The sequence below is a fragment of the Vibrio sp. Vb339 genome (assembly GCF_902751245.1).
Classification (GTDB): domain Bacteria; phylum Pseudomonadota; class Gammaproteobacteria; order Enterobacterales; family Vibrionaceae; genus Vibrio; species Vibrio coralliirubri.
Genome location: NZ_CADDIS010000002.1, coordinates 185,802 through 208,851 on the forward strand (window position 1 = coordinate 185,802; position 23,050 = coordinate 208,851).

Genomic DNA, 23,050 nt, shown 5'->3' on the forward strand with positions numbered 1-23,050 from the left:
CTCCGCATTTAATTATTTCCAACAAAATAGAATTATTTTTCGTCTTTCAGTTTTGGCGTTCGTCTTAGGGGTACAAATACAAATTAATGACCTAATTCGGAGTCACCATGATTAAACTTGTTAGCTTTAAAAACTGCCCATTTGTTCAACGTGTAATGGGTGCTTTGGTAATGAAAAATGTCCCATTTGAAATTGAATACATTGAGCTAAATAATAAACCTCAATGGTTCCTAGATATTTCGCCAAACGGACAAGTGCCTGTCTTGATTACAGAAAATGAAACGGTTCTTTTTGAGTTAGATGCAATTATTGAATACCTAGATGATAAATATACGCCGATAGAAGAGGTGTCTGCGGAACAAAAAGCACTAGATCGCGCTTGGTCTTATCAGGCAAGCAAACATTACATGCCACAATGTGGAACGATGGGCAGTAAAGATAAAGAAACCTTTGAGACACGTTTAGCGAATCTTCAAAAATCCTTCCAAAAGGCCGAGAACAAGCTGGGTGACAGCGACTTTTTCAAAGGCGATTATATCTCTAATGTCGACATCGCTTGGCTACCACTGTTGCACCGAGCGTCAGTAATCAAAGAGGGCTCAGGCTTTGATATGCTTGAAGGCTTCCCGAAAGTACAGAAGTGGCAAGCGGCGCTGATTGAATCTGGCTTGACCGATAAAACCGTCCCTGCGGACTTTATTGAGAAGTTCAGCGGTTTCTATTTAACGAATAACTACTTGGCTAGTCTTGCTGACGCTCGTTAATAACATGAATTAAACTGAAATATATTTTAATAACAGACCGTTCTAAATAAGCACTCTCCAAAAATAAAACTCATTCTTCTCTTTATATCTGTTATTGGATAAAGAGAGAAACAGCGTGAGTTTTTATATTTAGGCATGAAGATTCAGGTTGTTTTTGAGAGCGGATGAAAATTTAATTAGCTCGATAACAAACTGAATGTAATAAATTTAATGTTGATGACACTCCTGTTGTCTATCGGGTTTATACTAATTTTAGTACTCGTTACGCCTCAGGAAATACAACTGTCTCATAAATAAGACTTGATTAAATATCTATGATTGTTCGTTTGATGACCTAAAAATCTTGTGGTACTTTCTCATCCGCTCCGTAAATGAACAGTGTTTTATTATTCATTTGGAGTTGCTTATTTAATTTATTTTAAACAGTAACGCAACAGGTGAAATAGTGTCGGAAACTATTGGCTGTTGGTCAACGTTGCTGTAGGACAGACAAAAAAAGGGTATTTTCATGCTTAAATCATCATTTCTATTGGGCCTAGTTGGCTTAGTTTCACTTCCTACACTTGCTGCTGGTATCGAGGGTGGTCCATACATTGGCGCAGGCCTTGGTGTGTATCAAGACTCAGACACGGACGGCGCAGGCAGTTTAGATGCTGAAAGCATGGGGTATAGCCTTTACGGTGGCTACCAGTTTAACCGTATTGTAGGTATCGAACTTGGTTACACAGATTATGCTGATTACGAAAAATTTGGCACTAAAGTACTTTCACCAACATCGCTTTCTGTTGCAGCAAACCTCGGCTACACCTTCGATAACTCGATTCGTCCCTTTGTAACCGCAGGCCTTAGCTACGTTGATCTAAACTCTAAGGGCTCTAGTTACATTGATGATGATTCTGGTGCAGGCTTCCATTTTGGTATCGGTGTTGAATACACGCCAGTAGAAAACCTAACCTTACGTTTGATCTCACAAGCAGATGCAGTAAATATCGAATTCTTTGGCCCGAATGGTAATAGATTGGCAAGCCGTGATGTAGCGTTTAGCACAGTAACTCTGGGCGCTTCGTACAATTTTTAATGACCTCTGTGAAATAGCTTAAAGCTAAAGTTATGGACACCTAAAACCGCTCTAACGTTGAGCGGTTTTTTTATGTCCAAAATAACGATTGGTCACGCTATGGGCGGAGTTGCTCCAAAGCCTGAAATTAGTTGGTTTTCACAAGCTTATAAAAGGGAATTATCTCGACTATTTTGGTAGATTAAAGGTATTACAGACTTCCAGTGAGCAGCAATGAAGATTCTTCACACGTCCGATTGGCACCTTGGCCAAAACTTCTACAATAAAAGCCGTAAGAATGAACATGAACGGTTTTTACAATGGTTACTTGAGCAAGTTACAGAGCACGACATCGACGCGATCATTGTTGCTGGCGACATTTTCGATACCAGTACACCGCCGAGTTACGCTCGTGAGATGTATAACAAGTTTGTGGTCGATTCGAACAAGATCGGTTGCCAATTGGTGTTATTAGGTGGAAATCACGATTCAGTCTCTGTGCTTAAAGAGACACAACAGTTGCTCAAATACATGGGTGCAGACGTGATTCCAAACACCAATGAAGATCATGCGACTCAGGTTGTCGAACTAAAAGGCAAGAACGGCGATGTAGAAGCGCTGGTTTGTGCCATTCCTTTTATTCGTCCTCGCGATGTGTTGATGAGCCAAGCCGGTGTCACCGGCGTTGAGCGCCAAAAACAACTCGGCGATGCAATCAAACAGCATTATCAAAGTGTTTATGATGCGGCGGTTGCTAAGCGCGCGACGTTTGCAAACAGCGAGCACATGCCGATCATCGCTACCGGCCACTTAACTGCGATGGGTGTTCAACAATCGGATTCGGTACGTGATATCTATGTCGGCAACCTTGATGGTTTTGCCGCTGATGGCTTCCCAGACGCAGACTATATTGCACTTGGTCATATCCACCGTCCACAAGTGGTGGCAAAGCGTGAATACATTCGTTATTCAGGCTCTCCAATCCCACTAAGCTTTGATGAACTTAAATCTCAGAAACAAGTGTGTGTTGTTGAATTTGTAGAAGGTGAGCGCACCATTTCTCAACTGCCTGTTCCCACATTCCAACCTCTAGCTGAAATCAAAGGCGACTTGAGCGAGATCGAATCTCAGCTGAATCAATACATAGGTTTAGATAGCGAACAAAGCGTGTGGTTATCGATAGAAGTGCAAGCGCAAGATTACTTGTCGGATCTACAAGAGCGCATGCGTTCATTAACTGACGGTTTGAATGTGGAAGTACTTCAACTGCGCCGAGCAAGAGAGCGTCGTAATCAAGCATTAGAGCAAGAGTCGGCAGAAACCTTATCTGAACTGAGCCCGATGGACGTGTTTAGCAAGCGTATTGCCTTAGAAGAGTTTGAAACCGACTCTGAAAAAGCGCGTTTAGAGCGAATGACGGTGAAGTTTAAACAAGTGATGGTTGAAGTGTCCGAGAGCGCTCAAGCGCCAAACAAAGTAGAAGAGTAACCAGTATGAAGATTTTAAGCCTAGAATTTGAAAACCTGAACTCTTTGAAAGGGCGTTGGAAGCTCGATTTTACTCAATCACCATTTGCGGAAAATGGCCTGTTCGCGATTACTGGCCCAACAGGGGCGGGTAAAACCACCATTCTTGATGCGATTTGTTTGGCATTGTTCCACCGCACACCGCGTTTAAAGAGCATCGCTAAGGGCAACAATGAATTAATGACGCGTGGCACGGGTGAGTGTTTTGCTGAGCTGGAGTTTGAAGTGCAGGGCAAAACGTATCGCTCTAACTTCCACCAAAAGCGAGCACGCGGAAAACACGATGGCGCATTACAAACGCCAACGTGTGAATTTGCGGATGCGGACACCGACAAAGTCTTAGAGACCATGCTGACCAAGAAAACTAAGTTGGTGGAGCAGGTAACCGGTCTCGATTTTTCACGCTTCACTAAATCCATCATGTTGTCTCAGGGTGAGTTTGCGGCGTTCTTAAATGCCAATGCTAACGACCGTGCAGAGCTACTTGAAGAGCTGACGGGAACCGAAGTTTATAGCCTGATTTCAGAGCGTATCTACGATCATTTTAAGTCGAGTGAAGAGTCGCTTAATCACCTTAAAGCGAAAGCAGAAGGTGTGAGCTTACTGTCTGAAGAGCAAATCAAAGAGCTAGCCGCAGAACGAGAAACGCTAGAAGCCGAGCAGAAGCGTTTAGCCGAGCAATTAAAAGAGTGGCAAGCGCATCTAAGTTGGTGGAAAGACGTGACCAAAGCTGAGCAAACTATCGCGACCAGTGAGCACGATCTCAAAACCGCTCAAGATGAATTAGACCGTAATCAACCTTCACTAGAGCGCTTGGCAAACAGTGAACCGGCTGAAAAGCTGCGCCCAATGCACAAAGATTTAAAGCGTTGCGAACAAGAAGTGAACACTACTCAAGCTCACTTAGATAACAGCACTAAGTTACTTGCTGTTCGTGATGCAGAGAAGAAAGACGCGCAAACTAAACTGACGCAAAGCAGTGCGATTGTCGAACAGGTAAAAAGCGAGCAACAAGATCAAGAGAAGATCATCGATCTGGTGCGTCCGCTCGATAACCAAATCGCCGTACTCAAAGATAAGCAAACTGCGGCCGTTAATGCGGCGAATACGCTAAACGAGCAACATACGCAGCAGCGCAATCAACAGGTTGTTTTAGTTCAAAAAACAGATGCACTGAAGCAACAAGATAAACTCAGCACTCAGTACCTAAATACGCATCAAGCTGACCAATACCTGGAAAAATACCTAGGTCAGTGGCAAGCAAAGGTCGAGCAAGTTCGTACCCTCGAGCGTCAACATGCAGAACAACTGAACTCAGCGAAGCAAGCTTTGTCTGCGGTTGATGCTCAGCAAATGATCATCAAATCTGCGAAAGACGCGAAAGCAACGCAAGATAAGGCCTTAGCTGAATTGGTTGTGCTAGAGAGTAGTGCAAAGCAACAGTGGGAAGCGTTGCGAGGCAACACCAGTGAGCAAGTGCTGAATGCGCAAAAAGATCTGTTGGAGTTTTGGAACCGCAATACCCACTCACTAATCGAGATCAATCGTGGTTTCCTAAATGCCCAGCAACAGCTGCACGCAAAAACACAGGCACATCAAACCAACACTCAGTTGGTCGACAAGCTTTCGAAAGAGCGTGAAGTGTTGGTGGAGCGATATAAAGAGAGAGAGACTTCGCTTGAACGATTAACGCGTTTGATTGATCAAGAAGGTGAATTAGCAAAATACCGTGCAGCTCTAGAATCTGGATCTGAATGCCCATTGTGTGGTTCAACAGACCATTCGATTGAACAGTCGCAAGATATTGCAAATTTGGTTGCTCAAAAAGAAACGGAAAACCTAGAGCTAACGGCTATCAAAAAAGAAGGCCAAGAGCATCGTCAGCAATTAGATTCTCTTGCCCCTATGATTGTCGCGCTTAACGATGACATTCAACGTGCGCAAGCGGATATTCAGCAGGCTCAAATGAATTGGCAAGGCGTTGTCGGCAAGCTTCAACAGAGTTTATCGGATTTCGTTGGCACGGCTCCTGAACTGGCGCTGATGACGATTAACGATTTAGGCAATGAAGCTACGGTTGCAACCTTTGCTCAGCAGTGTGAACTTCAACTAAGTCAGAGCGCGCAGCAACTCAAAGCGTTGGCTGATGCTAAAGCGCATTACGCTGAAGCTGAGAAACAACGCCTGTCTGTAAGTGTTATGGCTGACAAGGCGCAGTCTAATCTCGAGTTGGCCGAGCAACGCTTAGCTGATTTGAATAAGCAAAACCAAGTCGCAAACGAGCAAGTGACTCAGATAACTCAAGCGAAAGAGCAGCAATGGATCGCTTTGAAAGAGAGCATTGTTCAAACGGCTATCGAAGCGCCTGAATTAGAACATATCGATGATTGGTTTACTGCGAAATCACAAGCATCAAGCATGTGGCAGCAAACTAAACAGCAACAGGCCGATATTGAGAAGCAACTGATTACTCAAAATGCCGAATTGAAAACCTTAGACGACAAGCTAAGCAGTGTTGAGAAAGAGCTTGCAACACTGACGCGAGAGAGTGAGTCTCTAGTGTTAGAGCTGACTCGTGTAACGGCTGAAAGAACAGAGTTGTTTGGTGACAAAGACATTCAAGCCACCAGCAATGTGATGAAGCAAAAAGTCACTGAAGCGGTAAATGCATTTGATGCCGCTCAGTTAGTGCTTAACCGCAGCGAACTGGAACATCGAACAGAGCAAACCAAACACACTGGTTTCTCGGACGAGTTAGTCAGTAAGCAATCGAGCTACACACAAGCGTCGAATACTTGGTTAGCAGCACTGAAAACCAGCCCATTCGAAAATGAGGCTAATTTTGAAGCGGCCTTGTTGGATGAAGAGGTTAGAACTCAACTTCAAAGCCTGAAGAAGTCTTTAGACGAAGCGATTGTCAGTGCGCAAGCTAGGTTGAACACCGCCAAAGCGACGCAAGTGGAGCTACAAAACCACGAAAATGCTAAAGCATGGCAAGAACAAGACCAACAGCAAGTTGAAGAAGCAACTACTGAGTGTCAAAACGCACAACAAAGCCATGCGACCAAGATCGGCGCGATTTCTGCCAATCTTGAAACGGATAGCCAGAACCGAAGTAATCAGCAAGATCTGTTTAAGCAGATCGACGAGCAACAAGTCGAGTTTGATGATATCTCTCGTTTGAACTCACTTATCGGCTCTAAGAACGGCGATAAATTCCGTAAGTTTGCCCAAGGTCTAACGTTGGAAAACTTGGTGTATTTGGCGAACAAGCAGCTACAGCGTTTGCATGGTCGTTACGAGCTAAAACGTAAAGCCGACGATGGTTTAGAACTGCAAGTGCTCGACACATGGCAGGGCGATGTGATGCGTGATACCAAGACGTTATCAGGTGGCGAAAGCTTTTTGGTGAGCTTGGCGTTGGCATTAGCGCTTTCTGATCTTGTAAGCTACAAAACCAGTATTGATTCTCTGTTCTTAGATGAAGGTTTCGGCACGCTCGATAGTGACACATTGGACATTGCTCTAAACGCGCTGGATAACTTGAATGCATCAGGCAAGATGATTGGTGTGATTAGCCACGTTGAAGCACTGAAAGAGCGAGTACCCGTTCAGCTTAAAGTGACAAAACACTCTGGTTTAGGTGTGAGTGAGATGGAAAAGCAATACAAGGTTGTCGCTTAGATTTAGCTGTATTCATTATCTTCATTCCCTAAAGTGAGGTACGAACGCAATAGGGAATCTAGCTTTGCCATTGATACAGCAGATCCCCGACTCAGTCGTTCCTCCTTCTCGAGGATGACGGAGTCGGGAGTTGCCATAAATCACTTCGCCATCACTCCTTAAAGTCTGAAACGATTAAAAAGCAGCCGTCATTCCCTAAAGTGAGGTACGAGCGAAGTAGGGAATCTAGTTTTGTTGGTATTATTTTCGTCACTCCCTAGAGCGAGGAATGAACCTAATAGGGAATCTCTAGTAAACGCAGGAAGTGGATGCTTCAAGAAGGGAACGGCCATGCACAAGAAACCCCATTTACCGACTAAGACATGTCCTGTTTGCCAAAAACCTTTCGCATGGCGTAAAAAGTGGCAGCGCTGTTGGGATGACGTGATCTACTGTTCTGAACGTTGTCGTCGTAATAAATCTGAATCTCCATACTCTTGAATAGATCAGCTCAATCCTCACGCTCTAAACCCACTAACTCCTATATTTCCTTCCTTTGTCATCATTTTGATGATCCTTTAATCGTTTCGTCATTCATTTCTCAAGTTAATATTTCTATCTGTAAGATAAGTGATGTATAAAGGCGACATGAAGATACCTAAAAGAATACAGCCTTTAGTTGACGATGGTTTAGTCGACGAGGTGACAAGCCAACTCATGAGTGGCAAAGAAGCATCGGTGTACATTGTGCGCTGCGGCGATACGATCCGTTGTGCCAAGGTATATAAGGAAATTAGCCAGCGCAGCTTCAAAAAAGCGACCGCGTATCGTGAAGGCCGAAAAGTCCGAAATAGCCGCCGTGCTCGAGCGATGGAAAAAGGCTCAGGCTTTGGTCGTGAACAACAAGAAAAGGTTTGGCAAAGTGCTGAAGTGGATGCCTTATATAAACTGGCAGAAGCGGGCGTTCGTGTGCCTGTCCCTTATGGTTGCTTTGATGGCGTACTGCTTATGGAGCTGGTCACTGACGATGATGGTTACGTTGCGCCACGTTTGAACGATGTCGTGATGTCTGCAGAGCAGGCGATCGAAGACCACGCTGTGATGATGACTTACGTAGTTAAAATGCTGTGTGTTGGTTTGATCCATGGTGACTTGTCTGAGTTCAACGTATTGGTGGATGAGTACGGCCCGGTGATTATCGATTTACCACAAGCGGTTGATGCTTCTGCGAACAACAACGCTGAGTGGATGCTGGCTCGCGACATCAATAACATCCGTGATTATTACGCTCAGTTTGCTCCTGAATTGGCGAAAACCGAGTATGCCAAGGAAATGTGGGCGCTTTACGAAAAAGGCGACTTAAAGCCAGACAGCAAGCTGACGGGCGAGTTTACGGAAACGGACGATTTGGCTGATATCGAAGCCATCATGCAAGAGATAGACGCTGCGCGAATTGAAGAACAACACCGACGCGAGCGAGCGAAAGAAGAGAAAGAAGGTGTCGACGATAGCAAGTTCAATTGGGCTGAGTAATCGTGATGATCAGTTTTGATCTTTAGCTAGATATCAACCAAACGCCTTATAAAACAGAGGCGTTCTTTCAAAAAATAACCCAATAGAGCCTCAACTCTGTTGGGTTTTCTTTTTTAGCGCTAATGAAAGACGGCCACTGGTATTAACTACCAATTTAACCGCTCACCATCGTAAGCGTAGAAGTGCCCGCTTTTGTCCGGCGTGGCAGTGCGAATAATATCGACCAACTGATGGGCGACATAGCTCGACTCAAACAACTTGCCTTCAGGAACATTGGTCTGAAAAGGCTTCGACAGAACCGTGTCTGTTGTACCCGGGTGCAGAGCCAACACGGTGCCTTTCTTAATGGTTCGTTGCCATTCGATCGACATGGTTTTGATGAACATGTTGAGGGCTGCTTTCGATGAGCGATAGCTATACCAACCACCTAATCGGTTGTCTGAAATGCTACCTACCTTTGCGGATACCACCGCAAATTTTGGATTGTCACTCGTTCTAAGAATCGGCGTGAAGTGCTTTGCCAATAACAAGCTGGGCAGAGTATTCACAGAGATGTTTTTCAGGAAAAACTCAGGGTCGATGGACGCCAAGTTTTTTTCTGGCCCAAGATCTGGAGTGTGGAGCATACCCACGCAGTTAATCAACCAATCAAGTTGGTCAAACTCAGAACTCAAGCGCTTAATATCAGCTTCGTCGGTGGCGTCGACTTTGTGCCAGCTCAAGCGATTGTTTTCTAGTTCCGGCTGTTGAGAGTGGTAAGTCGCGTCTACATGCACATCAAGAAAATCAAACCGAGAGAGCTCAGATAATAGGTGTTTAACCACAGCGAAACCAATACCGCCGCTCCCACCGACCACCAATATGTGTAATCTGAGTTGCTCCACCATTATAAGTTCTCCAAGTTTGTGATTCGTTGTTCAGCGGTATCGAGAATCGCTTGTTGTGATTGCTCGTCCATATTGTCCCAAGAGCGATATAACATGCCCATACGTGGGTTACGGTTTAATGCATCGCGGTGTTGGTTCATAAAGCGCCAATACAAGCTATTGAAAGGGCAAGATTGCTCGCCGCTGCGGTCTTTTATCTTGTAGTGACAGTCTTTGCAGTAGTCACTCATGCGGTTGATATAGGAACCGCTGGCAGAGTATGGTTTGGTTCCGACGATCCCGCCATCCGCAAACAGTGCCATACCTCGCGTATTTGGCATTTCAACCCACTCAATCGCGTCGACGTAAATACCGAGGTACCAACTGTCGACTTGGTCAGGGTCTATGCCTGTGATTAAACAGAAGTTGCCAGTGATCATTAACCTTTGGATGTGGTGCGCGTAAGCAAATTCAAGAGACTGGTCGATCGCATGCTTCATGCAGTTCATCTTGGTTTGTCCGTCCCAAAAGTAATGTGGCAGGTTATTGTTTGCTGAGTAATGGTTTTTGTTGGCGTAAGCAGGCATATTCGCCCAATAGACGGCGCGTATGTACTCACGCCACCCCAGTATTTGGCGTACAAATCCTTCGACCTGTGCAATGTCGATGCTTGGTTTAGCTGGTGAACTGTCTCGAAGACAGGATGCTTGGTAGGCCGACAGTGCTGCATCAATCACTTCTTTAGGGCTCAACAGTTTGCTGTTCAGCGAGAACGAGATGCGGCTATGATACAAGCTCCATTTAGAGTCGTGCTCTGTAGTCATCGCATCTTGAAACTGCCCAAATAACGGTAAGCAAACTTGGCAGAAATGAGCGAGTAAAGACAAACTTTGTGCGCGGTTCACCGGCCATAATAACTGGCTACCGACTTGACCAATGGTTTGCACTTGGTGGCGTTCGATACGCTGCAAAATGTCGGTTATGTCATTGGTAAACATCAGAGGCTGAGGCAGGTTTTCGATGTCTTGTTTCTTGAGTTTCTTTCGATTGTTCGCGTCGTAATTCCATTTGCCGCCAACGGGCTTTCCGTCTTCTAGCAAAATGTCGAAACGCTTTCTCATTCGGCGATAGAAGTGCTCCATCATGATGTGTTTGTCTTTTGGAAACTGTTGTTCGATCTCTTCGAATGGAAAGAGGAAGTGCTCCGTATCACAACAACCTTTGGTTGCATTGGTGAGTTTGAGCTTGTTCATTTGCTCTAAGAGGCGATATTCATCTGGCCTTTGATATTCGAATTTCACAGCGCCGAATTCGTGTACATAGTGCTTTAGAAGTTTATCTAGGTTTTCAAATTGCGTTGTGTCATCAAGAGTTAGGTAGAGTACTTGATGACCTTGTTCTTTGAGCTCGTCAGCGAAGTAGCCCATGGCACAGAAAAACGCGGCCACTTTTTGAATATGAGAGGCTACATAATCTGTTTCTTGTTTGAGCTCAGCAATGATGTAAATAACGTCATCGTTAACCTGTCGAAACCATGAGTGCTCTATATTTAGCTGGTCTCCTAACACAAGTCGTACCGTTTTAAATTTCATAATGCGTCCTGGTTTGTGAGGCTTGTTGTGACTGCGTTACCGCCAGTCCATTGATTGATGAAGGCATGGTCTGGGTCGTACATTTCAGTCTGCTTGGCCAAATCAAAATGGCGTGATTTAGGTTGTGATTGGTTTTTCGTCTGGTTGTTGCGGGCGGGTTGATTGAGAGCTCCGGCGATATAAGCCCAATTTCCCCAGTTAGATGCCACATCATAGTCGACAAGCTGGCTTTCAAAATAGGCAGCGCCGTGTCGCCAGTCGACGCCCAACTCGTAAATCAAACAGCTTGCGGCTAACTGCCTTCCACGATTGGACATGTAGCCAGTCGCATTAAGTTGGCGCATACATGCATCGACAATCGGGTAGTTGGTGTTACCGCTCTTCCACTTGGCAAAATTAAGGCTTGCCGATGGATTGCTACTCTCTGCTACAACGGGCTTTGTGTATGAGCCTGTAAATAGCGATGAGTTCAACGACATGCTCTTCCAATAAAAATACTCACGCCACAACAGCTCGAAATAGATCCAGTAGGTTGAATCGTTGGAACCATGATGCGACTCAAATCGCGTGAGGTGTCTGCAGATTGTTTTTGGTGAGACACAACCTAATGCGAGCCACGGTGAGAACTTGGTCGAGTTCTCGATGCCGTCCAATGCATTTCTTGTCTGTTTATAGCGGCTCGCGTAATCGTGTGAGAAGTAGTGGTCGAGATGTACTAACCCCGATGTTTCACCGCCTTTGAAGCTCAGCTCGCTCGTCAAATCGTTCGTCATAAAAAGGGAGGCTTTTGAGTGAGAGTGTGACGTTTCTGTTAGGTCTGGTGCTGGTGGTAACTTCGTTATGGTCAAACTTTGTGTATCGACAGACAAGTGTTCGATGAGTTTTCTGAAACTGGTAAACGAGCGGGGTAACTTGTCTAACGTAAAAGGGAAGTCATCGAGCTCAAACAAAGTTGAGTTATGAGATTGAATCGCAGTTAAGTTAGCGCAGTCAGCCAACGTTGATTGCACTAGCTGTTGCTCGTCGTACCCACAATGAACATTTGCAAACAAGTGGGTGACGTTTAGAGCAGAGATAATCTCGTTGAGCGAGTCTTTAACGTTATCGCTTTGGGATTGGTCTTGTTTAAGGACGACGAGTGTTTGTTCTAAGTCGCTCAGGTTAGCCTTAAGATCGCTAATCGATTGCGAAATGAAAGCTGTGCGGTGAGCGCCATATTGTTGTTCTTGGGCGAACAGTAAAGAGTAGTGCGACAGAATCGGTTCAACGACGACACATACGAGCTCATCGACGATTTGGCTTGCTTGGTAAAGTAGCGCATTGTCGTTGATTCTTAAGTCGTTTGTAAAAAGATACAGACCAATCTTTTTCATTACTTTCACTCGGCGATTTGTTAATTATTAGACGCTTACGAGTTGATAGGCTGACAAGATCACAAATGACTACTCTAAGTTGGAAATAGGAGATTTCGGTCAGGGTGAGTGTGTTGAAGAGGGTATCAAGCCAACCAATAATACCGATAGAGGTTGGCAATGCCGGTTATTTTTGAGTGTCGAACTGGAGCTTCTATTCCATAGGAACAACGAGAATATCGATAGGGGAAGTATCGATGATCTGTTTAGAATGGGAGATGAGCTTATGCCAAAAATCATGGTGATGGCCGCATAGCAATAGGTCAACGCCGTTGGCTTCGATGGCATTTTTGAGCTTATCGTTCAAATCACCGGTTCCCACGAAAATGTGCTTGATTGGGTGCTTGGCGTAGGCTTCAAACTCTTTCAAATGCTTAACGGCATCTTCATTGATGGGTAAATCACCGTCATTTCCCTGAATATCAACGAGCTCTGGATAAATTTCTCCATGCGTACCATCGATATAAACAAATGAAATGCCAGCCTCCAGTTTATCAGCGAAGAAGGTCGCTCTATCAATGAGAATCTTGGTGTCGTCAGACAGTTCAAGTGCGACCAGAATATGTCGGTAATCCATAATTAAAGCCTCTTGTTGTGAGTTATGTAACAAGCATAGTTTCTGTTGACGCAAATGATATCGAAGAGATCTCATATTGCGTAAAATCATCATTCAATGTTCTTCTAAGCACTATCGTATTTATATCGCTTTGATTGATAAGAAATTTACAAAAGGTTGATATAGTGGTTGAAGCGCTAGCTTATGCTGTTAGATAGGCTTGATAGTTCAATGCGCCAATAACGAAGAGGCATCAATGACAGCACTACTAACCATTCCCACTCGAACATTAGGTTTCGACTACGATATTGAGATACGAGACTGGTCTCAAAAGCTCGTCGGCTTTCATGTGTTTGAAGATGGTAGACGACCGCTCGATGGGGGCATTGGGCTGAGCCTCAACCTTGTTGAGCAGTTTGACGTGAATGGTCGTTGGCTAAATTCATTACCTGCGCGCTATCGTGAAATCACCGACGACTTTCCAGAGTACCAATACCAGATGTTGTGGCTTGCTGCGAATACCTATGAAGCCGCACAATTGCTTGAATTAAGGCCTGTTATTTTAGCTCTTATCTGCATGAAATACAGTGTCGACAACAAGAAAGCACTGGCACTAAGTCGCTTAGGGCAGAAGAAGATCCTTACCAAGTTGGGCTTAGACGGCAGTAAGGCGACACTCAAATTCATCGACAAGCTAGAGCTTCATTACAATGTTGGTGATGAACTCGACCACATTGTTCGCATTCTCGAGCCACTGCAAAGACGAGTTCTTAAGTTTAAGCATTACTCAAAAGTTGGATACACAGCCCTGCGTTTGGACCAAGTTCATCCATTTCTAACCGGTAGTCGATTAGGGATTGCAATGGTGGAAGAGGGCAGACTTAATGCACCGTCGAAGATGGCGATGTTCCAAGATGCGATATTGCTAGGGCAAGATTTGGAGATGGATGATCCACTGCGCGCTATTACCAGCCAGAACTCATTCGCGATGTTTGAACAACTGCATGACCGCTGGACGGAGCAACGCCAATTACGTCGATTGGAGGGTAATCGCCCAATGGATAAAGACATCCCTTATCCCGTTCCTTTGCTCGGTAATGACAACATTCATCCGCTCACTGATTATTACGACCTTGAACACGAAGGCATCGAGCAGAAGCACTGTATTGGTGTGTATCATAACCGAATCATGAGCGATCGTTATGTGGTGTTCCGCATGCTCAAACCTCAGCGTTTAACCATAGGTTTACGTCGCGTCCCGAGCAAAGCATTTCCGTTTGAGATTGACCAAATCTGCGGAAAACGAAATGCTCCTCCGTCGGAATCCGCTCGCCAAGTGATTCACGACTGGTTAGAAGCGAGTAAGCAGAAGTATCCTAAGCAATAGCCATGAAGTAGAAGGAATACAGGATGTTTCAACAAGGCGATTTATGCCCGCATTGTGGTTTGATTATTGTGATGCCTACGGATCTACAAGGTGAATGCCTCGGATGCGGCGAAGAAATTAATCAAGACCCAGCAGACGATTACGACGAAGAAGAGTAGCTTTACCTACACTTAGATTAAACAAGGCTAGGATGGCCGAATTACTCCCTTTCAAAGGACGGACAAATGCAGAAAGTAATCTTTAGAAATTGCGATGAAACCTCACCTTATTGGAGCGAGCTAGAGGGCTTATTTCAAAGCGAATGGTCTGATTTCAAGTTTAAAGATACCTATAAAGAAAACGTACAACTCCCTCCAGTAATAACCGTACTTCGCGATAATGTGGTCATTGGTGGCTTGGCGTATTCCTATTTTCAAGAACCTCACCAAGTTCGGGATGTAGTGTGGATCAACGCCGTGTTTGTCGACCCTCAATGGCGCGGTCAAGGTATTGCCAGTGAATTGATTAATCGTGGTGTCAGACAAGTATCTTCTGCAGTGCAAACTCAACTCTACGCGTACACCAATATCATGGGACTCTACCAAGGGCTAGGTTGGTCAGTTGTCGATATCGAATCAGAACCGAACCATAAAGTGATGAGTATTGAGCTTAATCGATAAGCTCGGAATAAAAGCCTGATATTAGGTTATCTGCCGTTCGAGTAATGAATTTCTCCCTTTCATCCATAACGCATAAACCTGTTAAATTTTCGTTGAAACTCATGCCGATATCGCCTTTAAATCAAACAACTAGCTGTTGATTAAAACGATCAAGACGATTTATTGCAGCAGTTGTTGAGCACAAAGCCTATATTGACTAGAATGACGCACTTTTTTTATTTACGTACATACAGGTAATGAACATGAGCGATACTAATTCAAGACCAGCTTTACCAGATCATCTTGCAGGTAACCCACGCAGCCCACACCACGTTGCTGAGTGTTTCGAATACCCAATCGGCATTCGTCTAAATGGTAAAGAGCGTACTGATGTTGAAGAATACTGCATCAGCGAAGGTTGGGTTAAGATCCCTTCTCCAAAAGCGCTAGATCGTTTTGGTCAGCCAATGCTTATTACTCTAAAAGGCACTGTAGAAGCTTTTTACATCGACGCATAATCACGTCGTGTGGCTAGCTAATACTTCGTGTAATTAGCTTAATTAGCCAACATAAAGCCAAAGCCACCAAGCGTTATTACCTAAAAGGGTCTAGATAAATCTAGACCCTTTTTGTTTGCATTGATTTTGGTGAACTTCTTTAACCAATAGCCCACACCACCTTCATAATTCCACAGATTCAACCAAAATTGTTGTTATTCACTATGCATTTGCAGTAATAACAAAGTTGTTGTTGGTTGATTTATGTTCGCTCGCTCTTTTGGGGCCTGTTCATACTCGAAAATTGTGATGTTTAATTAAGCAGACACAAATAAAAATATGAAGCGTAGTCTAATTAAATGAAACTAATATGCTGTATTTAAAGTTATTTTTCGTTAATGACTACCTCTATCACAGAAATTAATCCTGAAGCACATACAATTCCCTTGATTTCGAATGAGCGCTAAATTTTTTCGTTCGAGCATTTAAATTCTTCCTTCGCCCAATAATTATGAGGTTCCTATGTTTGGAATATTCAAACCTATGGCGCATATCGATCGCTTGTCATCAGATAAGATCGATAGCACCTACACACGACTACGATGGCAGCTGTTTCTCGGCATCTTCGTTGGTTATGCAGGGTACTACTTAGTCCGTAAAAACTTTAGTTTGGCGATGCCTTATCTCATTGAACAAGGTTTTAGCCGCGGGGAACTAGGGGTTGCGCTAGCGGCGGTATCTATCGCTTACGGCTTATCTAAGTTCTTAATGGGCAGTGTTTCTGACCGTTCTAACCCTCGTTACTTCCTCAGCGGTGGCTTGTTAATGTCGGCGTTGGTGATGTTCTGCTTTGGCTTTATGCCTTGGGCAACAGGCAGCATCACTGCGATGTTTATTCTGCTGTTCTTGAATGGTTGGTTCCAAGGTATGGGTTGGCCGGCTTGTGGACGAACCATGGTTCACTGGTGGTCCCGAAAAGAACGTGGCGAGATCGTATCGGTATGGAACGTTGCTCACAACGTGGGTGGCGGTTTGATTGGCCCAATGTTCTTGTTGGGTCTGTGGGCTTTTAACGACGATTGGCGAACCGCTTTTTATGTTCCTGCATTTTTTGCCACTCTCGTTGCTGTGTTTGTTTGGTTTACTGTAAGAGATACACCTCAATCTTGCGGCTTGCCACCGATTGAAGAACACAAAGACGATTACCCAGACGACTACGATACGTCTCATGAGAAAGAAATGACGGCGAAAGAGATCTTCTTTAAGTACGTTTTCTCTAACAAACTGTTGTGGTCAATCGCGATTGCTAACGCGTTTGTTTACCTTATCCGTTATGGCGTACTCGACTGGGCTCCAGTTTATTTAAAAGAAGCAAAAGACTTCTCTGTAGATAAATCATCTTGGGCTTACTTCTTGTATGAGTGGGCAGGTATTCCTGGAACGTTATTGTGTGGTTGGATTTCAGATAAGTTATTCAAAGGTCGACGAGCACCTGCAGGTATCTTGTTCATGGTTCTAGTGACAGTTGCTGTGTTGGTATATTGGCTGAACCCAGCAGGTAACCCAACGGTTGATATGTTGGCACTGGTTGCGATTGGTTTCCTTATCTATGGCCCTGTAATGCTGATCGGATTGTATGCACTGGAACTTGCACCTAAGAAAGCAGCGGGTACAGCGGCTGGTCTAACGGGTTTATTTGGTTACTTAGGTGGCGCGGTTGCTGCGAACGCAATTCTCGGCTTTATGGTTGACCATTACGGTTGGGATGGCGGCTTCATTATTTTGGTCGGCGCTTGTGTAGCTTCAATCATCTGTCTGCTTTACGCCTTCTTAGGTGAACGTGCGCACCACAAACAAAAAGATCTCGAACGAGAGAAAGAAGCGCTAGCTCAGTAGTGTATTTACTGAATCACATCTATAAATAACAACAGAGGCAGGTATATCCTGCTTCTGTTTTATCAAGGGAAAACAATAATGAAAACAACGTCACTGTCTCTGACCTTATTAGTACTAAGTTTATCTGCAAATACGTTCGCCGATCCTTTAGTGATTGCGCATCGCGGCGCTTCTGGTTATTTACCTGAACACACTTTACCCGCTAAAGCGCTCGCTTACGCAATGAAACCCGACTACATCGAACAAGATGTCGTGATGACCAAAGACGACCAATTAGTGGTTTTGCATGATCACTATCTAGACCGAGTCACCGATGTCGCGGACCGCTTTCCAGACCGTGCTCGTTCAGATGGCCGTTACTACGCGATTGATTTTACGCTCGCTGAGATCAAATCATTAAAGGTGACCGAAGGCTTTAAGTTAGATGAACAAGGCAACAGAGTGGCAGGGTACCCAACGCGCTTCCCAATGTGGCAGTCTGATTTTCGCGTTGCTACCTTTGCAGAAGAGATCGAGCTGATCCAAGGCTTAAACAAAACGCTCGGTTATGACGTGGGCATCTATCCTGAAATTAAAGCACCTTGGTTTCATCGTCACGAAGGCAAAGACATCTCCAAAGCGGTGCTTGCGACCTTGCAACAATATGGGTATTTATCGAAAGACGACAAAGTGTATTTGCAGTGTTTCGACGCCAATGAATTGCAACGCATTAATGATGAGTTAATGCCAGCTATGGAAATGGATCTCAAGCTCGTTCAGTTGATGGCTTATACAGATTGGAATGAAACCATGACTTACAAGGGCGATAAAGCGACGCCGTACAGCTATGACTGGATGTTTGAGAAGGGTGGAATGGCAAAAGTCGCTAGCTATGCTGATGGTATTGGCCCATGGAAACCTATGCTGGTGGACGATGCATCGACCAAAGATAACATCATTATTAAACCGTTAATGAAGTCAGCAAAAGACGCAGGCTTAGACGTTCACCCGTACACGTTCCGTGCCGACCCGGGAAGAATCCCAGCTTATGCTGATAACTTTGATGGCATGTTGGATGTCTTCTACAACCAAGTCAAAGTCGATGGTGTGTTTACTGACTTCCCAGACAAAGCGGTCGACTTCTTGAACCGTTAATACCCTGTCAGTTACGAGGTACTAGTAACGAGATACGAAGAGCTAAAAGCACAGCCTAAAGGCGCTTTTAGCTCTTTTTTACTTTTTGGCTCTTCTTGTACTAGCCTCGAAATCCTACCTATATTCTTCTTTCTCAGCCCACATTTTGATATTCACTCGGTTTACAGCAATAACCTGACTTGATAGGTTACTCCCAATGCAGTCAGATGCTTAACCTATAAGTGTTTATCGGCTCAACCTGATATTGAATTTGGAAAGATCATGGAAGAAAGAAGCAAAGCTTATCTTGATAGCTACCTCAACACATTGCCAGCAGAGGTTGCCTCGCAATACACCTCTTTTAGTGCCGACTATTACTGTGCTGATGAATACAACGCCAACCTCTGCGCTCAGTTGATTCTCAAAGGTGAAAAACAAGCGTCCTGCAGCCTTGAACATTGGTACAGCCATGAAGGAGAGACGAGACCAGTCGTTGGTCACTTGCAAGTTGTCACCGATTGGGATGGCAAGCCCGTCTGCATTGTAGAGATCACGTCGGTGTCGTCGTGCAAATACAACGAAGTGACGGCTGAGTTTGCTTCTGCAGAAGGCGAGGGTGACAAAACACTAGAATGGTGGAGAGAAGCTCACTGGAATTTCTTCTCACGTGAATGTGAAGAGCTCAAGATCTCACCAAGTGAAGACATGTTACTTATGTTGGAGCGTTTCAAAGTGGTTTACCAACAGTGAAGTCCCAGCACGTGATGTGTTGAATCGGAAGGCATGGCATTTTAGCCTTCATTTGACCAATACAAGATAACTAACAATCACAAGGAGAGTGATGTGAAAATAGCGATATTGGATGACTACCAGAACGTCGTTAAAGACCTCGACTGCTTCAACAAACTTGAACAACACGATGTCACGGTATTTACCCAGACTTTCTCAGAGCAAGAGCTCATCGCTAAGTTGGTCCCGTTTGAAGCCATTGTGCTCATTCGTGAAAGAACCGAGATCACCGAATCTTTGTTATCGCAGCTGGCAAACCTCAAGCTGATTAGCCAGACGGGCAAAGTGAGTAATCATATCGACCCGCAAATGTGCGAACGATTTGGTGTTACCGTTTTAGAAGGCCGAGGCTCGCCAGTTGCACCCTCTGAATTATGCTGGGCGTTGATTATGGCTGCATCGCGCCACATTCCCACTTACGCTTCAAACCTTAAACAGAACCAGTGGCAGGATTCTGGCTCGTTAGGGCTAGGTCGAACTTTGAAGGGCTTGAAGCTAGGTATTTGGGGCTACGGCAAGATCGGCAAATGCATTGCAGAATATGCCCAAGTATTTGGGATGTCTGTCGTAGTGTGGGGTAGCAAAGCTTCACGCGATCAAGCGCAAGCAGATGGTTTTGAAGCAGCAACAACTAAACAAGACTTCTTCCGAGAAGTTGATGTGCTTTCTTTGCATTTGCGTTTGAATGATGCGACCAGAGGATGTGTTACGGCACACGACCTAAGCTTGATGAAGCCGGACTCACTGTTTGTGAACATCAGCCGTGCCGAGTTAGTCGAACCGATGGCCCTGTATCATGAACTACGCGAGATACCGACCAAAACAGCCGCTATTGATGTGTTCGATTGTGAGCCAGTAACTACAGACTCCGAACCGCAATTGTCCTTGCCAAACGTCACTGCGACTCCACATTTGGGCTATGTTGAACAAAATAGCTACGAACTCTACTTTGATATCGCCTTCGACAACATTCTGTCCTATCAAAGGGATGGCATATAGCGATAGAATCTGCCCAAAGCAATAAAAAGGTAGAGAAGCATGAGCTTAACAATCAGAGAAGTCGCGGTACAAGATGCACAAGGCATTATTGATGTATTGAATCCAATCATTATCGAAGCGCGTTATACGATCTTGGATCAGACTTTTACTGTTGATGAAGAAAAGGCATTCATTGAGTCGTTCCCTGAGCGCGGTGTATTTAGCGTTGCAGTCAACGAGACGACAAGCCAGTTGCTTGGTTTTCAGAATGTAGAACCATTTGCTACTTACACTAAGGCCTTTGACCACGTTGGTATTATTGGCACTTATGTTGATGCAAATAGCCGTGGGCAAGGCGTTGCAAAACAGTTGTTTGATTACACATTTAAAGCAGCCAAAGCGAAAGGTTATGAAAAGCTTTTTGCCTATGTAAGAGCAGACAACGAGCGCGCGGCAGCGGTATACCTTAAGCAAGGTTTTGACATCGTCGGAACGGCTAAGAAACACGGTAAAATTGGCGACCAGTACTTTGACGAGATCCTTATCGAGAAGTTTTTCTAGGCTCGCTTAAACATTAGATAATTCATCGTATGCAGGAGGCAAGATGACAAAGCTAATCGAATTAACAGAAATAGTCTTATTCGACTGGGGCAATACGCTGATGGTCGATTTCCCAGACGCACAAGGGAAGATGTGCGACTGGGAAACCGTACAAGAGGTGAGTGGTGCTCGTCCATTACTGGCTGAACTCTCCAAAAATCATCAAGTCTACGTTGCCACCAATGCTGGTGATTCCAGTAAAGACGACATCATTCGTGCCTTTGAGCGTGTTGGCCTGTCTCAATATATCTTGGGTTACTTTTGTAAGGCGAGCATTGGCTTTTCTAAGTTCGATCCGGGGTTCTATCCTGCCATCATTTCTAAGCTCAGTGTTGCACCACAAGACATCACCATGGTTGGCGACACCTTAGAGAAAGACATTTACCCAGCACTTGAAGCGGGTTTGCACGCGGTGTGGTTGAACACGGAAGGAGTTGAGCTTAAGTCACAGCATCCACGTATCGTACAAGTTCAATCCCTAAGCGAACTGTTGGAGAAGCGCGATTAACTCTCTGATATTAAGTTCAGATAAAGCGCTTGTCTGTTTTGACGCCAAGCTCTCATCTCTTTGCTGTTTAATCCTCTAAGCTAACTCTAGTTTCCACTATGAGGGCTAGGTTATGAGTATCGAACGTCACGGAATATCGGTTGGAATTGAACGTGTTAGCGGTGAAACCATCGTTGTGTTCAAAGCGAAAGGCAAACTCACACACGATGACTACCAAGCAATGATGCCAATTCTAAATACTACGCTAGAAGAACTCGATTCATCTAAACTCAAGATGCTGGTCGACATCTCTACCTTAACGAGTTGGGAGTTACGTGCTGCTTGGGATGATTTCAAACTGGGATTAGAGCTCAATTCGAAGATAGACAAAATCGCGATTTATGGTGATAAAAGCTGGCAAGAATTCGCTTCAAAAGTAGGGAGCTGGTTTGTGTCTGGTGAGATTAAGTCATTCGAAGACCATGACTCTGCGCTTAAGTGGCTAGTCGATTGATTCTATCTACGAACAACTAGAAAGTAATCCGTAAACAACGCCAATGACAGTTGACGAGCATTGTCTCGAACGCTGTCATTTTTCGGTTTGGCGATGATATTTCCTATTCGATTCAATAGAGTATATTCATTCCAGCGTGTAACATACCCAGGCTTTGTTTGGTCGCGACTAATGGTGTGGCTAGATTCAGTAATAACGAAAACTAAAACAGAAATAAGGTCTAACGACATGCATAAGGTAATTGATAAGCTGGCTTGGATATTCATCAAAGACGGCAAGCTGTTGATGGTGAGATCAAAAGGCAAAGAACTGTTCTACCTACCGGGTGGTAAGCGTGAAGCTGGCGAAAGTGATGAGCAAGCACTGGTTCGCGAAATCAAAGAAGAGATCTCAGTCGATTTAGTGCCTGACTCCATCAAATACGTTGAGACCTTTACAGGCCAAGCTGATGGAAAAGCGGAAGGCGTATCGGTGCAATTGACTTGTTACCTTGCTGATTATACTGGCGTACTGTCTCCAGATGCCGAAATCGAAGAACTTAAGTTTGTTAACGGCAACGACAGAGCAGTATGTTCATTGGCAGCACTGGTTGCGCTTGATTGGTTAGAAGCGAACCAGTATTTGGCTTAAGGTTTTAGCTGCTTTTAGCGAATGCTGAAGATTGATCTTCAAAAGATCATCGCTTACGAATAGCTTGAAGGGCGGCTGTCTTTCATCAATAGGTCGAGTTTCCTTTGAGCTTTCTTCGTGTCTTGTAAATCCACCACCTCAATCATTTCACACTCATCTCGTACCATCTCATTAATCAGGCTTGGGTAGTGTCGGCAATCTTCTGGTCGGTCTAAGTAAATACTACATGTGTACTTGGCTTGAGCCTTGGTGTCTTTCGTCGGAACCAGCTCCAGAAAAGGGCAGCGAGTTAAACGTTCACCAGATTCAGGGTCAAACCAAATCTCGCTTCCTCGAACATATTCAAAGATGTCTGGGTTGAACAGCTCCCACAAATCGATCTCTTCTTGAGTCGCGGCAAGGTCGCCATCTCCGTATTTGATACAGCATTTTCCGCATTGATTACAATCTTTCATTATCGACTTCATTGGTTGGTGAGCTTTTATCATTTTACCACTGATAGGCGTGGCACGTTGATTTTGTTGTTCATGGTTAAGCCGTTACGGGGCGGGA

23 protein-coding genes are annotated in these 23,050 nt (G+C 44.6%); 18 read left to right on the forward strand and 5 right to left on the reverse strand.

The features are described 5' to 3' along the window. Positions 1-107 precede the first annotated feature (107 nt). The 6 genes from HRQ85_RS09610 (at position 108) to HRQ85_RS09635 (ending at position 8,543) form a co-directional block, all read left to right on the forward strand. Positions 108-764, forward strand: a complete 657-nt coding sequence (locus HRQ85_RS09610; RefSeq protein WP_172379469.1) for a glutathione S-transferase family protein — start codon at positions 108-110, stop codon at positions 762-764. 508 nt (positions 765-1,272) lie between these two features. Beyond that, on the forward strand, positions 1,273-1,842 hold the full coding sequence (locus HRQ85_RS09615) for a porin family protein (protein ID WP_102454198.1): 570 nt from the start codon (positions 1,273-1,275) through the stop codon (positions 1,840-1,842). Between the two features lie 213 nt (positions 1,843-2,055). Beyond that, entirely contained in the window at positions 2,056-3,309 is a 1,254-nt protein-coding gene (gene sbcD / locus HRQ85_RS09620) for an exonuclease subunit SbcD (RefSeq protein ID WP_172379470.1), read from the forward strand. A 5-nt stretch (positions 3,310-3,314) separates the two neighbouring features. After that, the gene (locus tag HRQ85_RS09625; protein WP_172379471.1) at positions 3,315-7,031 is read left to right on the forward strand and encodes an AAA family ATPase; all 3,717 of its coding nucleotides are present in this window, start codon (positions 3,315-3,317) and stop codon (positions 7,029-7,031) included. Positions 7,032-7,361: 330 nt separating this feature from the next. After that, positions 7,362-7,511, forward strand: a complete 150-nt coding sequence (locus HRQ85_RS09630) for a DUF2256 domain-containing protein (protein WP_086970005.1) — start codon at positions 7,362-7,364, stop codon at positions 7,509-7,511. Between the two features lie 147 nt (positions 7,512-7,658). After that, the gene (locus HRQ85_RS09635) at positions 7,659-8,543 is read left to right on the forward strand and encodes a PA4780 family RIO1-like protein kinase (RefSeq protein WP_081231109.1); all 885 of its coding nucleotides are present in this window, start codon (positions 7,659-7,661) and stop codon (positions 8,541-8,543) included. Between the two features lie 146 nt (positions 8,544-8,689). Here HRQ85_RS09635 and HRQ85_RS09640 read toward each other — a convergent pair whose 3' ends face one another. The 4 genes from HRQ85_RS09640 to HRQ85_RS09655 all read right to left on the reverse strand — a co-directional run bounded on the left by HRQ85_RS09640 (position 8,690) and on the right by HRQ85_RS09655 (position 12,990). After that, entirely contained in the window at positions 8,690-9,430 is a 741-nt protein-coding gene (locus HRQ85_RS09640; RefSeq protein WP_172379473.1) for an SDR family oxidoreductase, read from the reverse strand. After that, positions 9,430-11,001, reverse strand: a complete 1,572-nt coding sequence (locus HRQ85_RS09645) for a cryptochrome/photolyase family protein (RefSeq protein ID WP_172379474.1) — start codon at positions 10,999-11,001, stop codon at positions 9,430-9,432. Before HRQ85_RS09645 ends, HRQ85_RS09640 begins: the two co-directional genes overlap by 1 nt. After that, complete coding sequence (locus HRQ85_RS09650; RefSeq protein WP_172379475.1) at positions 10,998-12,374, reverse strand: DASH family cryptochrome; 1,377 nt, start codon at positions 12,372-12,374, stop codon at positions 10,998-11,000. Before HRQ85_RS09650 ends, HRQ85_RS09645 begins: the two co-directional genes overlap by 4 nt. Before the next feature lie 193 nt (positions 12,375-12,567). After that, positions 12,568-12,990, reverse strand: a complete 423-nt coding sequence (locus tag HRQ85_RS09655) for a universal stress protein (protein ID WP_017063967.1) — start codon at positions 12,988-12,990, stop codon at positions 12,568-12,570. A 235-nt stretch (positions 12,991-13,225) separates the two neighbouring features. Between HRQ85_RS09655 and HRQ85_RS09660 the strand changes: the two genes are divergently transcribed. From HRQ85_RS09660 to HRQ85_RS09710, 12 genes are all read left to right on the forward strand, one after another. Then, positions 13,226-14,356 carry a PcfJ domain-containing protein gene (locus HRQ85_RS09660; protein WP_136982730.1) on the forward strand — a complete coding sequence of 377 codons (1,131 nt, stop codon included), beginning with the start codon at positions 13,226-13,228 and terminating at the stop codon, positions 14,354-14,356. 23 nt (positions 14,357-14,379) lie between these two features. Then, positions 14,380-14,514 (forward strand): hypothetical protein, encoded by a 135-nt coding sequence (locus HRQ85_RS26400; RefSeq protein WP_017059202.1) that lies wholly within the window; start codon positions 14,380-14,382, stop codon positions 14,512-14,514. A gap of 66 nt (positions 14,515-14,580) precedes the next feature. Then, on the forward strand, positions 14,581-15,015 hold the full coding sequence (locus tag HRQ85_RS09665) for a GNAT family N-acetyltransferase (protein ID WP_172379476.1): 435 nt from the start codon (positions 14,581-14,583) through the stop codon (positions 15,013-15,015). A 242-nt stretch (positions 15,016-15,257) separates the two neighbouring features. After that, a complete protein-coding gene (locus HRQ85_RS09670; protein WP_017059204.1) occupies positions 15,258-15,512 on the forward strand; it encodes a DUF3297 family protein in 255 nt (84 codons plus the stop codon). Positions 15,513-16,013: 501 nt separating this feature from the next. Beyond that, on the forward strand, positions 16,014-17,387 hold the full coding sequence (gene glpT / locus HRQ85_RS09675; RefSeq protein WP_029235560.1) for a glycerol-3-phosphate transporter: 1,374 nt from the start codon (positions 16,014-16,016) through the stop codon (positions 17,385-17,387). 78 nt (positions 17,388-17,465) lie between these two features. Next, a complete protein-coding gene (gene glpQ / locus HRQ85_RS09680; RefSeq protein WP_172379477.1) occupies positions 17,466-18,521 on the forward strand; it encodes a glycerophosphodiester phosphodiesterase in 1,056 nt (351 codons plus the stop codon). A gap of 261 nt (positions 18,522-18,782) precedes the next feature. Then, the gene (locus HRQ85_RS09685; RefSeq protein ID WP_172379478.1) at positions 18,783-19,250 is read left to right on the forward strand and encodes an ASCH domain-containing protein; all 468 of its coding nucleotides are present in this window, start codon (positions 18,783-18,785) and stop codon (positions 19,248-19,250) included. A 93-nt stretch (positions 19,251-19,343) separates the two neighbouring features. Beyond that, positions 19,344-20,288, forward strand: coding sequence for a D-2-hydroxyacid dehydrogenase family protein (locus HRQ85_RS09690; protein WP_172379479.1), 945 nt, complete (start codon positions 19,344-19,346; stop codon positions 20,286-20,288). 39 nt (positions 20,289-20,327) lie between these two features. Beyond that, a complete protein-coding gene (locus HRQ85_RS09695; RefSeq protein WP_172379480.1) occupies positions 20,328-20,828 on the forward strand; it encodes a GNAT family N-acetyltransferase in 501 nt (166 codons plus the stop codon). Positions 20,829-20,871: 43 nt separating this feature from the next. After that, positions 20,872-21,375: an HAD family hydrolase gene (locus HRQ85_RS09700; protein WP_172379481.1), complete on the forward strand. Its 504-nt coding sequence runs from the start codon at positions 20,872-20,874 to the stop codon at positions 21,373-21,375. A 112-nt stretch (positions 21,376-21,487) separates the two neighbouring features. Continuing rightward, positions 21,488-21,868 (forward strand): STAS/SEC14 domain-containing protein, encoded by a 381-nt coding sequence (locus tag HRQ85_RS09705; RefSeq protein WP_172379482.1) that lies wholly within the window; start codon positions 21,488-21,490, stop codon positions 21,866-21,868. A 228-nt stretch (positions 21,869-22,096) separates the two neighbouring features. Next, positions 22,097-22,498, forward strand: coding sequence for an NUDIX hydrolase (locus HRQ85_RS09710; RefSeq protein WP_050653426.1), 402 nt, complete (start codon positions 22,097-22,099; stop codon positions 22,496-22,498). A gap of 53 nt (positions 22,499-22,551) precedes the next feature. Here the strand turns inward: HRQ85_RS09710 and HRQ85_RS09715 are convergent, their stop codons facing one another. Continuing rightward, the gene (locus HRQ85_RS09715; protein WP_017065706.1) at positions 22,552-22,953 is read right to left on the reverse strand and encodes a YkgJ family cysteine cluster protein; all 402 of its coding nucleotides are present in this window, start codon (positions 22,951-22,953) and stop codon (positions 22,552-22,554) included. Between the last annotated feature and the right edge of the window lie 97 nt (positions 22,954-23,050).